Consider the following 13,545-nt stretch of genomic DNA (forward strand, 5'->3'; position numbering starts at 1 on the left):
CGCGATCTGTCCAGGGCGCGTGGGGTGAGCATCGCCACTCCCAACGCCCGGCGACACCACCTACTACGGATCGGTAACCTACGCAACCGTAGGTAGCATTGATTTCATGAGCTCCGTGGACGAGACTCCCGTTGTGCCCGCCGCCCTTGAAGAACTCGCATCCGCCGCCGCCCCCTTGAAGCCCAAGCTGAGGGGGTGGCTCCATGCCGGGATGTTCCCCGCCGTCCTCGTCGCCGGGGTGGTCCTGACCGCCTTCGCCGAGAGCACCCGCGGGCGGATCGCCTGCGCGGTGTTCACCCTCACGGCCTGCGCGCTCTTCGGCGTGAGCGCGCTCTACCACCGCGGCGACTGGGGCCCCCGGGCCTCGGCGGTGCTGCGCCGGCTGGACCACGCGAACATCTTCCTGATCATCGCGGGGACCTACACGCCCTTCACGCTCCTGCTGCTGCCGGACGGCAAGCAGGAGATCCTGCTCTGGCTGGTGTGGGCCGGCGCCCTCGCCGGCATCGCGTTCCGGGTCTTCTGGGTGGGCGCGCCGCGCTGGCTCTACACGCCCTGCTACATCGCGCTCGGCTGGGCGGCGGTCTTCTTCCTGCCCGACTTCCTGCAGCACGGCGGCATCGCCGTGCTCGTCCTGATCGTCGTGGGCGGCCTGCTCTACAGCATCGGAGCCGTCGTCTACGGCACCAAGCGGCCCAACCCCTCGCCGCGCTTCTTCGGCTTCCACGAGGTCTTCCACTCGTTCACGCTGGCCGCGTTCATCGTCCACTACGTCGGGATCTCGCTGGTGGCCTACAACCACGCGTAGCCCGTCCGCGGGGCCCACGCGCGGACCCGGAGTGACAGCCGGTCCCCGTTGACAGCCGCTGTCATCCGACAGCGGCTACCGGACCGCCCCCGTGCGGCCGCCACGGGTTCCGCGGGGGCCCCGCCCGCCGTCGATGCACGACAATGACGGCGTGACCGTACCGACCGCACCGGGCCTGCGCGAACGCAAGAAGATCCGGACCCGGCGCTCCATCCGGCGCGCCGCCTACCGGCTCTTCGAGGCGCAGGGGTACGACGGCACCACCGTCGAGCAGATCGCGGACGCGGCCGAGGTGTCGGCCAGCACGGTCTTCCGGTACTTCCCCACCAAGGAGGACATCGTCCTCTGCGACGCGTACGGCCCCGTCACGGTGGCCGAAATGCGTGCCCGCCCGCCCGGGGAACCCCTCGTCACGTCGCTGCGCCACGCGCTGCCGGGGCCGCTGCGCGGGAAGCCCGCCGACGAGGGCGCGTACGAGGAGACGCGGCAACGGCTCCGCCTCGTGTGCTCGGTGCCCGCCGTCCGCGCCCGCGTGGGCGAGAACATCCAGGAGTCGGGCCGGCTGCTGGCCGCCGTCACCGCCGAGCGCCTCGGGCGCCCCGAGGACGACTTCGAGATCCGGGTCGTCGTCGGGGCGCTGGTCGGGGCCTGGTCCGAGGCCGTCCTCCACTGGCTCGACTCGGACGGCGCCGCCGACCTCGACGCCGTCCTGGACCGCGCGCTGGCACTGCTCGCTGCCCACCTCGGCCGCTAGGCCGGGCGCCGCCGGAAGCGGAACACGCGGCGGGCCCCGTCCCCGCCGCGCCCAGGTGGACCCAGCGCCCGGTTGGCGTGCGGCGCCCTCCGGCCCGCGCGAGCCCGCCGGGCGCCGCCGGACGCCACGCACGCACCGTCACCGCCCCGGCGACCCGGACCGCGCCCGCGGCCTTCCCCGGGGCCGGGTGACACCGCCCCCGCACGACGGGGTGCGGCCGTCCGCGTCGGCGCGGACGGGCCGGAACGGCCCTCAGTGGCCGCCCAGTTGCTCCGCGAGGGCCTGCGGGTCCGCGGTCGGGGCCGCGCAGACGAAGTGGCGGCAGACGTAGGCCGCGGGGCGGCCGTCGAGCAGCGGGCGACCGTCGAGGAGGGCGTACTCGGCGGACCCGGGCTCCCCCACGGCGACCACCGCGCCGGGAGCGGTGCCCAGCAGCGCGGTGCGGTGCAGTGCGGCCGTGCCGGGGTCGCCCGCCGGGCCGACCACGGCGACCTCGCGCGGGCCGTCGAGCGCCGCCTCGGCGACCGCCAGCCCCCAGCCGATGAACCGCGGCACCCGGCCGCCGAGGGCGCCCACGACGCCCAACGCCCGCTCGGCGGCCTCGCGGTGGCGCGACGAACCGGTGTACGCGGCGTACGACAGCAGCGCGCCGGCCGTGGCCGTCCAGCCCGAGGGGGCCGCGTTGTCCGTGGGGTCCTGCGGGCGGCGGATCAGCGTCTCGGCGTCGTCGGCGGTGTCGAAGAGCGTGCCGTCCTCACCGGTGAAGTGCCGCAGCACGGAGTCCAGCAGGAGCCCCGCGAGGTCCAGCCACACGCCCTCGCCGGTCACCCCGCCCAGCGTGAGGAAGCCCTCCGCGACGTCGGCGTAGTCCTCCAGCACACCGGCGTTGGCGCCCACCGTGCCGGCCCGCGAGGTACGGGCGAGCCGGCCGTGCTCGTCCATGTGGACCCGCACCAGCAGGTCCGCGGCCTCGACGGCGGCCGCGACGAGGTCCGGCCGTTCGAAGTACGCCCCGGTCTCGGCCAGCGCGGCGATCGCCAGCCCGTTCCAGGCGGCGACGACCTTGTCGTCGCGGCCGGGGCGGGGCCGCCCCTCGCGGGCGGTGAACAGCCGCCCGCGCACCGAGGCGATCCGTTCGGCGTCCGCGAAGCCCCCGTCGGCCGGGAGCTGCAGCACCGACGCGCCCTCCTCGAAGGTGCCGTCCCCGGTCACCCCGAAGTACTCGGCGGCGAGCGCCGCGTCCTCCTCGCCGAGGACCTCCGCCAGCTCCGCGGGCGTCCAGACGTAGAACGCGCCCTCGCCGTGGCCGCCGTCCGGCTTGTCGCTGTCGGCGTCGAGCGCGGAGGCGAACCCGCCCTCGTGGGTGCGCAGTTCGCGGACGAGGAAGTCGGCGGTCTCCAGGGCGACCCGGCGCGCCAGGCCGGAGCCCGTGGCCCGCCACAGGTGGGCGTAGACCCGGCAGAGCAGCGCGTTGTCGTAGAGCATCTTCTCGAAGTGCGGCACGACCCACTCGCGGTCCACGGAGTAGCGCGCGAAGCCGCCACCGAGCTGGTCGTAGATGCCGCCGCGGGCCATCGCCTCGCAGGTGTCCCGCACCATCTGGAGCGCGCCCTCGGAGCCGGTGCGGGCGTGGTGCCGCAGCAGGAACTCCAGGGCCATCGACGGCGGGAACTTGGGCGCCCCGCCGAACCCCCCGTGCTTGGCGTCGTACTCCCGGGTCAGCCCCAGCAGCGCCGCCGCGAGCTGCTCCTCCCCCGGGGCGGCCGTCCCGCCGAGGGCGAGCGACCGTCCGCCCAGGTCCTTGACGATGCTCGCCGCGACCGACCCGACCTCGTCGCGGCGCTCGCGCCAGGCCGCCTCGACGCCCTCCAGCACCTGCCGGAAGGAGGGCATGCCGTGCCGGGGGTCGGGCGGGAAGTAGGTGCCGAAGTAGAACGGCTCGCCCCGCGGCGTGAGGAAGACCGTCATCGGCCAGCCGCCGTGGCCGGTCGCGGCCTGCACGGCCTCCATGTAGACCGCGTCGACGTCGGGGCGTTCCTCGCGGTCGACCTTCACCGACACGAAGTGCTCGTTGAGGTACGCGGCGGTCGCCTCGTCCTCGAAGGACTCGTGGGCCATGACGTGGCACCAGTGGCACGATGAGTAGCCGACCGACAGCAGGACGGGTACGTTCCGCCGTTTCGCCTCCTCGAACGATTCAGGACCCCACGGCCACCAGTCCACCGGGTTGTCGGCGTGCTGGAGGAGGTACGGCGACGTCGCGTCGGCGAGGCGGTTCGACATGACCCCATCCTTGCCCATCCCGGCGTCGCTCACCCACCGCACCCTCGCCGCGCCCCGCTCTTTCCGGCAGCCGGGCGATCGGGACGGCCCCACCCCGCCCGCCACCTGCCACGGGGCCCGGTTGCCCGCGGCAACGGACGTTGTCCACGGCCGTTCGTGCTGATGGAATCGAACGCCGGACGGTGAGGGGAGAGGGACGACATGCTGGAGACGGTGGGTCTCACGGGCGCCGAGGCCGAGGTGTACCGGTTGCTGCTCGTCGCCGAGTCGGCGTCCGCCGAGGAGATCTCGGGACGCACCGACCTCGGCCCCCCGGCGGTCGGGCGGCTGCTGCTCGCGCTGGAGGCCAAGGGACTGGCGTACGCGGTGGAGGAGAGCCCCGGCGCGTTCGCGGTGATCCCGCCGCAGGTCGCCCTCGTACCGCGGCTGCAGCGCCACGCGGAGGCCCTGGAGCAGGACCGGGCGGTCGTGCTCGGGCTGGTGGAGACCTACCGCCGCAGCGCGCGTTCCTGGGGGGCGGGGGAGGCGATCGAGGTGATCAGCGGCGCGGCCGCGCTGCGGCAGCGTCTGCGGCAGCTCCAGGACGGCGTCCGCCACGAGATGCTGTGGTTCTGCAAGGCCCACCACGTGGCCATGCCCGCGGGGAGCAACCGCGAGGAGTACGAGGCGCTGGGCCGCGGGGTGCTCTACCGGGTCCTGTACGAGCAGGCCTACTTCGACGACCCCGGCGCGGTGGACAACGTGGTCAGAGGGGTGCGCGCCGGAGAGGTCGCCCGGGCGGTGCCGCGGCTGCCCCTGCGGATGGCGGTGGCCGACCGGTCGCTGGCCGTCCTGCCGCTGTCCTCCACCGGCACGCCGGCCGGTTCCCGGGAGCTCAGGACGGCGCTGGTGCGGGAGAGCAGCCTGCTGGAGGCGCTCATCGACCTGTTCCAGCAGTACTGGGAGGTCGGCGCGCCGCTGCGGGTGACCGAGGAGGGGCAGATCGGCGGCGCCGGACCCGAGGATCCCGCGATGCCGGTCGCGGACGACCGGCACCTGCTCTCCCTGATGGTCGCCGGCATGACCGACGAGGCGATCGCCGGGCAGCTGCGCGTGAGCAAGCGCACCGTCCAGCGGCGCGTCCAGGGGCTGATGAACCTCGCGGGCGTCGCCACCCGCATGCAGCTCGGGTGGCACGCCGCCCGCCGCAACTGGCTCTGAGCGGACGGCCGTACGGGGCCCGCCGGACGGATCCGGCGGGCCCGTCGGCACGGGCTCCGGCTACTTGAGCAGGTAGGCCTTGATCACGGTCTGCCGGAAGGAGTTCCCCGCCGCGTCCTTGACGTGGGTGCGGAAGCTGACCGATCCGGCCGAGGAGCGGCGCGGGTGCTCCACGGTCACGGTGCGCTTCGTCCCGGAGCCCTTGACCTTCGCCGGGATCCAGGTCCTCCCCTCGTCGTAGGAGACGTCGACGGTGAAGGTGCGGACGGGGGACTCGGGCGCGCCGCCCGGTCGCTGGACCAGGGCCGGGATGTCGAAGTGGCGTCCGGCCCGGGCCCGGTTCCACTCGTCCAGTTCGGGCGACATGAGCACGGCCATCAGCGGCAGCGCCTGGCGGGTCGCCGCGGTCTGCGACCGGAACCGCCACTCGGACTTCAGGCGCGTGGAGATGGTGCTGGGGGCGAGGTCGCGCTCCTGCTCGAACGTGGCGACGTAGTCGGCGGGGGTGACGTCGGCCGGCACCGTGGCGTAACCCCGGGTCGTCGAGACGACTTCACCGTTGCGCCGCAGCTCCCACCGGGGCCGGCTGCTGCTCGAGGTTCCGGCCACCCGGTCGAGGTTCCCGTTGGCGGCGTCCTGGATCGCGAAGGTCATGGCGTCGCCCATCCGGGAGGTGATCATCTCGTCGGGCGTGAAACCCGTGGCCTGGACGCCCTGGTTCCAGCGCTCCTCGACGGTTCCGGCCCGGTAGCCGTGCAGGCGGCTGAGGAAGCTCTGCCCGTGGGCGTCCGGGTCGGTGAAGAAGTTCTGCTCGAAGACGCTCTGCCAGCGCAGGTCCGGGGAGGGCGAGAAGTAGTCGACGCGCCGGGCCGGGAGCGGGAGCCCGTTCATCCCGTGGACCCAGCGGAGGCCGTCGAAGGCCATCCACACGCTGCGGTACGCGGTGGTGTCCGGCGCGGTGGCGGCCAGGGTGCTCTTCACCGTGGCCAGCTCCGACGTGCGGGGACGGTAACCGGGATCGGCCGGGATCTCCCCGCGCACCGGCCGGGTGAGGTAGTAGACCGAGGAGGGGTTCCCGTCGGCGCCCGCGGGATCGACCCAGACGGTGTTGACCAGGTAGGTGAACTTCGCGCCCTTGGACGGCGCCGTCGGGGTGGCGTACACGTTCCGGATGCGGTCGCCGCCGATCGCGTCGTTCACCGAGATCGAGAACAGGTGACCGTCCGCGCCCACGGTGCCGATCTCGGCCGTTCTGATGCGGGCAGAACGGCTCGGGGCCGACACCGTGACGGGCTTCGCCTTCCGGGCGTCGACGGCGACGTCCCGGTCGGCGCCCATGACGACCTTCGGGGCGCCCACCACGGTGGCCTCGGTGTACTCCGCGTCGAAGAGGAAGCCCTGCACGGAGTAGGTCCTGCCGTCGCGCGGCACCCTCAGCTCGGTGCCGGTCCTGCCGTGCAGTTCCACCTCGCGGACCTCGCCGTCGGCCGCGGTGACCAGCAGGTAGGCGTGGTCGGGGGCCTTGCCGAAGCGGTCCTTCACGGTGAGGCGGAGGCTGTCCGAGGGCTGCTCGACGTCCATGCCGACCGGCACGCGCACCGAGACGGCCCGGTCGGCGGTGGCCGCGACGACCACGCCGCTGTAGGCCGCGTAGGTGGTGGCGGCCTCCGGGGCCGCCGTGACGGTGACGTCCGCGGTGCCGTGAGCGGGCACGGTCACCTGGTCGGCGCCGAGCCGGAACAGGCCCTGCGGCGCGGGCTCGCCCGCGCCGCGGGAGACGTGGAGCGCCAGGCCGAGGGTGACCGGCGCGTCTCCCGGGTTGCGGTAGGTGATCGTCTTCTCCACCGGCGGCCGCGGGCCGTCGGACCAGCGGATCTGCCCGAAGTCCACTCCGGTGGTCCCGGCGGTGACCTGCTGGCCGACCGCGCGGGCGACGTCGACCCGGCCCGCGCCCTGGAAGTAGGCGCCGCGCTCCTTTCCGGCCGCCGTCGACTGCATCAGCTGCCGCTTGACCTGGTCGGGCGTCCAGTCCGGGTGCTGCTGGAAGAGGATGGCGGCGGCACCGGCGACGTGCGGCGTCGCCATCGAGGTGCCGTCCAACGCGGTGTAGCCGTCCTCGGCGGTCGTACCGCCCGCCCGTGCGGCGACGACGCCGACACCGGGGGCGACGAGGTCGGGCTTGAGGCCGTGGTCGCCCACCCGCGGGCCGACCGAACTGAAGTGGGCGAGTCCGTCGTCGAGGTCGGTGGCGCCGACGGCCAGCGCGCGGTCGGCGGAGGCGGGCGAACCGACCTTGCCGGGCCCGCTGTTGCCGGCCGCCGCCACGACCAGGACGCCGTGGTCGCGGGTGACGCTCTCGACCATGGCCTCCAGGGCGTCGGTCTCCGGGGTGTCGGTGTCGCCCAGGCTGAGGCTGATCACCTTGGCGCCGCGCTCGGCGGCCCAGGCCATGCCCTCGATGACGTCGGAGTCGTCGCACTGGCCGCCCGCGTCGCAGACCTTGCCCGACAGGATCCGCGCACCGGGCGCGACCCCCTTGAAGCTGCCCCCTGAGGCCGCGCCGGAACCGGCGACGGTCGAGGTGACGTGGGTGCCGTGGCCGTTCAGGTCGTCGGTGTCCGCCTCGGCGGTGAAGTTCGCGGACTCCTCGACGATGCCCTTGAGGTCCGGGTGGTGCGGGTCGTAGCCGGTGTCGAGCACCGCCACCTTGACCCCGTCGCCCCGGTAGCCCTTCGCCCAGGCCTGCGGCGCGCCGATGTGCGGCACCGTCCGGTCGAGCCGGACCTCGGAGCGGCCGTCGAGCCAGACCCGGCGGATGCCCGCGCCGAGGGACGCGACGCCCGCTTCGGTGGGGGCGATGCCCTTCCAGAACTCCGCGGCGTCCTCGCGGTCCTGGCGAAGGGTCGCGAAGGAGGTCCCGGCGATGGTGCGGACCCCGTCGGCGCCGGCCGCGGAGAGCCGGCGCCCGGCGGTGCCGGCGTCGCCCGCGTACTCGACGATGAGCGGCAGTCCGGGCCGCTCGGCGTACTTCCCCCGGGCCAGGGCCGAGACGTCGAACAGCGCCTCGTCGAGACGTCCCGCCGTGAGCAGGGGCAGCGCGTCGACGGGTACGACCGACCAGTCGTCGCCGTCCTGGCGCTTGACGAAGGTGATGTGCTCACGGCCCGGGGCCGGTTGGACGGAGACGCTCTGCCCGCCCGACGGGGCCGTCTCCAGCGTGACGCGGTCGCCGGTGATCAGGGTGACGTGGTGCCGGGTCTTCGCGGTGGACGCCGCCGCCTCGCCCCGCACGGCCGAGCCGGACCGCTCGGTGCCCTGGGCGGCACCCGGTGCGGCGGTCAGTCCCGCCAGCACGGCCGCCAGGGCGGCCGCCGCCGCATACCGCGTCCGAGGGCTTCCGGCCCCCGGCCGTCGTCCGTAGTTCATCTGTGTCATGACGCGACAGCGTGGCCCCGCCACCGGCGGCGGTCAGCACTTCCACCTGTCGGTCAGAGGACAAGTCACCTTTGCGCCAGGGGACATGAGCCGCAAAGAGGCCCGAACCACGACCGGGGAGGAAGCCCCGTGCCGGGCACGCCCCCGGCACCTCCCCGGCACCTCCCCGGCACGGACGGGCGCCCCCGCCCGCGTACGCGGTGTCGCGATGTGGCGCGTTCGGCAGGACACTTGGGGGCGGGCGGCTACCGAGGGGGCCATTGGTGACGAAGCAGACGCCGCGACGGGGCACGCAACTGAGCACGTCCGACCGGGCCGAGGTGGTACGGCTGCTGGAACAGGCCGTCGCCGGGCGCGGGCGGGACCGCTCCGGCGAGGACGCGGAGGCGCTCCGGCAGGCACGGGCCGCGGTCGACGAGATCGCGGCCGAGGCGTCCGCCGAGTACGCCGCGTACACCGCCGCGCTGGCCGCGGAACGCGCCGGACGCCGGTCCTCGCTGGTCACCCCGGCGCTGGTGACCGCGGTCGCCGCCGTCGCGGCGTGCGTGGCGGACCTCGGCTGGGGCACGCCGACGTCCACCGCGCTGGGCGTGGGCGGCGTGGTGGCGCTCGCCGGGGCGGCGGTGACGGCCGCGCTGACGACCGGTGGCGGCGGCACCCGGCCGCAGGACCTGCGCCGCGCCTGGCTGGAGGCCGTGGAGCAGCGCGGTGTACGGCCGTTCCTGGAACGCCGGCGCGCGGCGACGGCCCCCGCCAAGGTGCCGGCGCAGCGCCGCACCGACCGCAGCGCCGCGGCGCGCGGACGCAGCGTCCTGGAGCAGTCCTTCGCCCAGCTGCCGGCCACCGACGGGCCGTTCGCCGGGCGCCGGGACCCGCTGCGGCAGATCGCCCAGTGGGTGCACCAGGCGCGGGTCTCCCCCGCCTCGGAGCCCGTCGTGGTCGTCCTGCACGGGCAGGCGGGTTCGGGCCGCACCACGCTCGCGGTGCGCGCCGCGCAGCAGCTCAAGGACCAGTTCCGCGGCGCCTGCGTCGTCGACCTGCGCGGCGCCGCGCCCGGGGAGCGCCCGCTGCCCGTACGGGACGCGCTGCTGCACCTGCTCAACCGGCTCGGCGCACCCCGCGAACAGCTCCTGTTCCGCGAGCGCACCTCGCAGGAGCAGCATCTGCGGCGCCTGGCCGACCAGTACCAGAAGCACCTCACCGACGTGCCCGTCGTCATCGTCCTGGACGACGCCGCCGGGCCCGAGCAGGTCCGCGCCCTGGTCCCGGAACGCTCCGACAGCCTCGTACTGGTGACCTCGGCGGAACCGCTCGCCCTCGACGTGCCGGCGGCCCGGGTGTACGCGCTGCCGGTCGACCCGCTCGGCGCGGAGGCGTCGCGGGAGCTGCTGGCCGGGCTCGTGACCACGGTCCGCACGGCGGCGGACGGCGCCGCCGCCGACGCCGTACGGCGGCTGTGCGGCGGGCTGCCGCTCGCGCTGCGCATCGCGGGCAGTTCGCTGCCGGACCGGGGCGCGGAGCGGCTGGCGGCCGATCTGGCGGCGTACGGGCCGGTGGGCCCCGTCGACCGGGCGCTGGCACTGCGCTACCACGACCAGCCGGAACCGGCCCGCCGGCTGCTGCGCCGGCTGGCGCTCGCCGGGCGGACCAGCCTCGGCGCGGCGGCCGCCGCGGCCCTGCTGGGTGCGGAGGAGCAGGAGGCCGCCCGGCGGCTGGGCGAGCTGGCCTCGGCCGGGCTCATCGAGCACGTGCGCGGCAGCCGCTACCGGCTGCACGACCTCGTACGGCGCTTCGCGCACGCCCGCCTGCTGGACGAGGAGGACCCGGGCGAGCGGACGGCCGCCCAGGAGCGGCTGATCCGCAGCTACGCCGAACTGGCGGACGCGGTCATCCGGCTCGTCGACGGCCGGACCTCGACCCGTGCCGACCGCTTCGGGCCGCAGGGCTTCCCCTCGCTGGACCAGGCGCTGCGCTGGCTGGACGAGGAGTCGAGCTTCATCACCGCGGCGCTGCGGCACTCCGAGGGCGTCGACCAGCGGGTCGTGCAGCACCTGCTCGGCGCGCTGTGCGACTACTGCCTGCTCCGCGGCGACCTGTACCGGCTGGGCGAGATCAGTGAGCTGGCCCAGGCGCACCAGCGGGAGGCCGACCAGTCGGTGCTGGTCCGCTCGGTGCAGTGGCGCACCGGCATCGCCGCACGGCAGCTGGGCGAGCTGGACAAGGCCCGCTCCACCCTGTCCTCGGTGGTCGACCTGTACTTCGAGGCGCAGCACCCGGCGGGCGCCGCCCGGGCCCTGTGCAGCCTCGGCATCACGCTGCACCAGCAGGGCGGCCTGCGGGAGGCGGAGGCCAAGCTGCGGGAGGCCCTGGAGCTGCAGTCCGGCGACGAGCTGCGGGCCGACCGGGCCTGGACGCAGCACGCGCTGGCCGCGGTGCTGCGCGACGCCGGCCGGCTGGCGGAGGCGCACGGGCTGCTGACCGAGTCGCTGGCCCTGCACCGGGAGAGCGAGAGCGTGCACGGCGAGGCCTGGGCGCACCTGCAGCTGGGCCAGCTGCTGCTGCGGCTCGGCGACGCCGAGCGCGGCGAGACGGAGCTGCGCACCGCGGGCGAGTGCTACGCGGCGACCCGCGACCCCCGCGGCGAGGCCTGGACCGGCACCCAGCTCGGCCGCGCCCGGCTGCTGCGCGGGGACGCCGGCGCCGCCCAGCACCTGCTGCGCGACGCCCTGACCCGCCACCGCGCCAACGAGGACGCCCGGGGCGAGGCCTGGTCGCTGTACTACCTCGGCCAGGCGCTGGAGGAGGGTGGCGAGCTGGACGCGGCCCTGCGGGCCCTGGAGCGCTCCCGCACGATGTTCAGCCGGATGCGCGACGTCTACGGACTGGCCTGCGCCCGCCACCACTCGGCCCGGGTCACCCGCGACCAGCGGGCGGCGCTCACCGGCAACCTGCGCAACAGCGGCTTCGCCCGCCAGCTCCTGCAGGACGCCCGCGCCGACTTCCACCGCGTCGGGGTGCCGCACGGCGAGGGCTGGTCCTGTGTGGAGCTCGCCGTCATCGACGCCGGCAACGGCCGGGTCCCGGCGGCGCTGGAACTGGTGCGGGAGGCGGAGCGGCTCTTCGCCGGCATGGACGACCGGCGCGGCCTGGCGTGGGCGCGCTTCCTGCAGTGCACGCTGCTGCCGCTGCTCTCCCGCGAGGGCGCCGCCGAGGCCCGTGAACGGCTCGCCCGGCTGGGCGACGACACGCACGAGGGCCGTGACCTGGATCTGCAGGAGTACGCGGAGGCCTACGCCCTGCTGCTGGAGCGCGGAGTGGAGCCGGGCACACCGTGGGAGGCGTGGCGGCTGGGCATGGTGCCCTCGCGGGGTGCCCGCATGGTGATGGCCGTGCCGGTGGACCGGGCGGTGGAGGGCTGAGGCCCCGGCCCAGCGTGTCACCCGCGCCACGGCGTCCCGCGGGCGACAATCGCGACGGGGACCGACCGCGAGAGGACGAACCATGGACCGGCTGCCCGCTGCGCTCCAGCCCATCCGCGACCGGGAGCAGGCGCTGCCGCGCGAGGCCAGCATCTACCACGAGAGCCCGGTACGGCACACGATCACCTTCGCGTGGGAGGCGCCGGCCGGCGTCGACGACGCCCTCGCCGTGATCGTCTCCAGCGGCACGCTCCCCGTACCGCCCGTCGGCGGGCACGTCGCCGTGCACGACCACGACGTGCGGGTGGTCGCGGTGCGGACCTCGTACACGCGCTCCGACGACGAGGGTGTCCCGCTGCTCTTCACGCGGGTCACGGTCGCCGCGCCGCAGTGAGCACGGCCGCGGTCCCCCCTCCCGCGCGGGAGGGGGTCCGGCGTGCCTCAGCCCGTGCGGCCCGGTCCCTCGGGGCCGGCGACGGAGGCGGCCTTGGCCGGCTCCGTCGGCTGCTCCTCGAAGTCGATCTTCTTGAACTGCTTGTTCATGTTCTTCATCAGCCACCACAGGGACAGGCCGATGAGGGCGAAGATGACGAAGCCGAGCAGGCCCGGCGTCACCTTGTTCTGGTCCAGGTCCTTGACGGCGAGGGGGACGAGCTGGGCTGCGGCCGTGCCGAGAGTCGCGTTCACGCGCTCAATTCTCCCGGATGCCCGCGAAGAGGTCGTCCTCGGGGAGGGAGGTGTCCACCCGGGACTGCGCGAGCTCGTAGTCCTCGGTGGGCCAGACCTCCTTCTGGAGCTCCATCGGGACGTGGAACCAGGCGCCGTCGGGGTCGATCTGGGTGGCGTGCGCGAGCAGCGCCTTGTCCCGGATCTCGAAGAAGTCCGCGCACGGCACGTTCGTGGTGATGTTGCGCTCCGGCCGGTCGGCGGTCTGCCAGCGCTCCAGCCACTCGCCGTACGGGGACTCCAGCCCGCGGGCGAGCAGCGCCTCGTGCAGGGCGACCGTGCGCTGCCGGTTGAAGCCCTGGTTGTAGTAGAGCTTCAGCGGCGTCCACGGCTCGCCGGCCTCGGGGTAGCGCTCCGGGTCGCCGGCGGCGTCGAAGGCGACCATCGAGATCTTGTGGGTCATGATGTGGTCGGGGTGCGGGTAGCCGCCGTTCTCGTCGTACGTGGTGATCACGTGCGGACGGAACTCGCGGATGAGCTTCACCAGGGTGCCCGCGGCCTCGTCGACGTCCTGGAGGGCGAAGCAGCCCTCGGGCAGCGGGGGCAGCGGGTCGCCCTCGGGAAGTCCGGAGTCGACGTAGCCGAGCCAGGACTGCCGGACGCCGAGGATCTCGCGCGCCTCGTCCATCTCCTTGGCGCGGACCTCGTGGATGTGCTCCTCGATGTAGGTGTCGCCCTGCAGTTTGGGGTTGAGCACGGAACCGCGCTCGCCACCGGTGCAGGTGGCGACCAGGACGTCGACGCCCTCGGAGACGTACCGGGCCATGGTGGCCGCGCCCTTGCTGGACTCGTCGTCGGGGTGTGCGTGCACGGCCATCAGTCGCAGCTGCTCGGTCAAGGTCGGATCCTCAGTCATGGGTCGTAAGTAGCGGCTTCTATAGTGACCGAAGCGAGGGGCTGTTTGATTCCAAGGCGGGATT

General features: G+C 74.5%; 9 protein-coding genes. 5 read left to right on the top strand and 4 right to left on the bottom strand.

All coding sequences use genetic code 11. From position 1 onward, the window contains the following. The first annotated feature begins 106 nt into the window (after positions 1–106). Together trhA and ACFZAU_RS06640 are read left to right on the top strand one after the other, a co-directional pair. A complete protein-coding gene (gene trhA, locus ACFZAU_RS06635; protein WP_499610151.1) occupies positions 107–808 on the top strand; it encodes a PAQR family membrane homeostasis protein TrhA in 702 nt (233 codons plus the stop codon). A 151-nt stretch (positions 809–959) separates the two neighbouring features. Then, positions 960–1,562 (top strand): TetR/AcrR family transcriptional regulator, encoded by a 603-nt coding sequence (locus tag ACFZAU_RS06640; protein WP_500551343.1) that lies wholly within the window; start codon positions 960–962, stop codon positions 1,560–1,562. 252 nt (positions 1,563–1,814) lie between these two features. Here the strand turns inward: ACFZAU_RS06640 and ACFZAU_RS06645 are convergent, their stop codons facing one another. Then, positions 1,815–3,845, bottom strand: a complete 2,031-nt coding sequence (locus ACFZAU_RS06645; protein ID WP_500551344.1) for a thioredoxin domain-containing protein — start codon at positions 3,843–3,845, stop codon at positions 1,815–1,817. Positions 3,846–4,046: 201 nt separating this feature from the next. Here ACFZAU_RS06645 and ACFZAU_RS06650 point away from each other — a divergent pair, with 201 nt between their 5' ends. Further along, positions 4,047–5,045: a helix-turn-helix domain-containing protein gene (locus tag ACFZAU_RS06650; protein ID WP_500551345.1), complete on the top strand. Its 999-nt coding sequence runs from the start codon at positions 4,047–4,049 to the stop codon at positions 5,043–5,045. Between the two features lie 60 nt (positions 5,046–5,105). On the opposite strand, the gene ACFZAU_RS06655 is transcribed toward ACFZAU_RS06650, so the two are convergent. Continuing rightward, the gene (locus tag ACFZAU_RS06655; protein ID WP_500551346.1) at positions 5,106–8,480 is read right to left on the bottom strand and encodes a S8 family peptidase; all 3,375 of its coding nucleotides are present in this window, start codon (positions 8,478–8,480) and stop codon (positions 5,106–5,108) included. Between the two features lie 260 nt (positions 8,481–8,740). On the opposite strand from ACFZAU_RS06655, the gene ACFZAU_RS06660 reads away from it, so the two are divergent. Continuing rightward, positions 8,741–11,899, top strand: a complete 3,159-nt coding sequence (locus ACFZAU_RS06660) for a tetratricopeptide repeat protein (protein ID WP_500551347.1) — start codon at positions 8,741–8,743, stop codon at positions 11,897–11,899. 82 nt (positions 11,900–11,981) lie between these two features. After that, positions 11,982–12,293, top strand: a complete 312-nt coding sequence (locus ACFZAU_RS06665; RefSeq protein WP_500459120.1) for a hypothetical protein — start codon at positions 11,982–11,984, stop codon at positions 12,291–12,293. Between the two features lie 47 nt (positions 12,294–12,340). On the opposite strand, the gene ACFZAU_RS06670 is transcribed toward ACFZAU_RS06665, so the two are convergent. Then, the gene (locus ACFZAU_RS06670; RefSeq protein ID WP_500459119.1) at positions 12,341–12,586 is read right to left on the bottom strand and encodes a hypothetical protein; all 246 of its coding nucleotides are present in this window, start codon (positions 12,584–12,586) and stop codon (positions 12,341–12,343) included. Between the two features lie 4 nt (positions 12,587–12,590). Further along, on the bottom strand, positions 12,591–13,463 hold the full coding sequence (gene mca, locus ACFZAU_RS06675; protein ID WP_500459118.1) for a mycothiol conjugate amidase Mca: 873 nt from the start codon (positions 13,461–13,463) through the stop codon (positions 12,591–12,593). Positions 13,464–13,545 lie beyond the last annotated feature (82 nt).

It is taken from the genome of Streptomyces sp. NPDC008238, from assembly GCF_042956445.1.
Classification (GTDB): domain Bacteria; phylum Actinomycetota; class Actinomycetes; order Streptomycetales; family Streptomycetaceae; genus Actinacidiphila.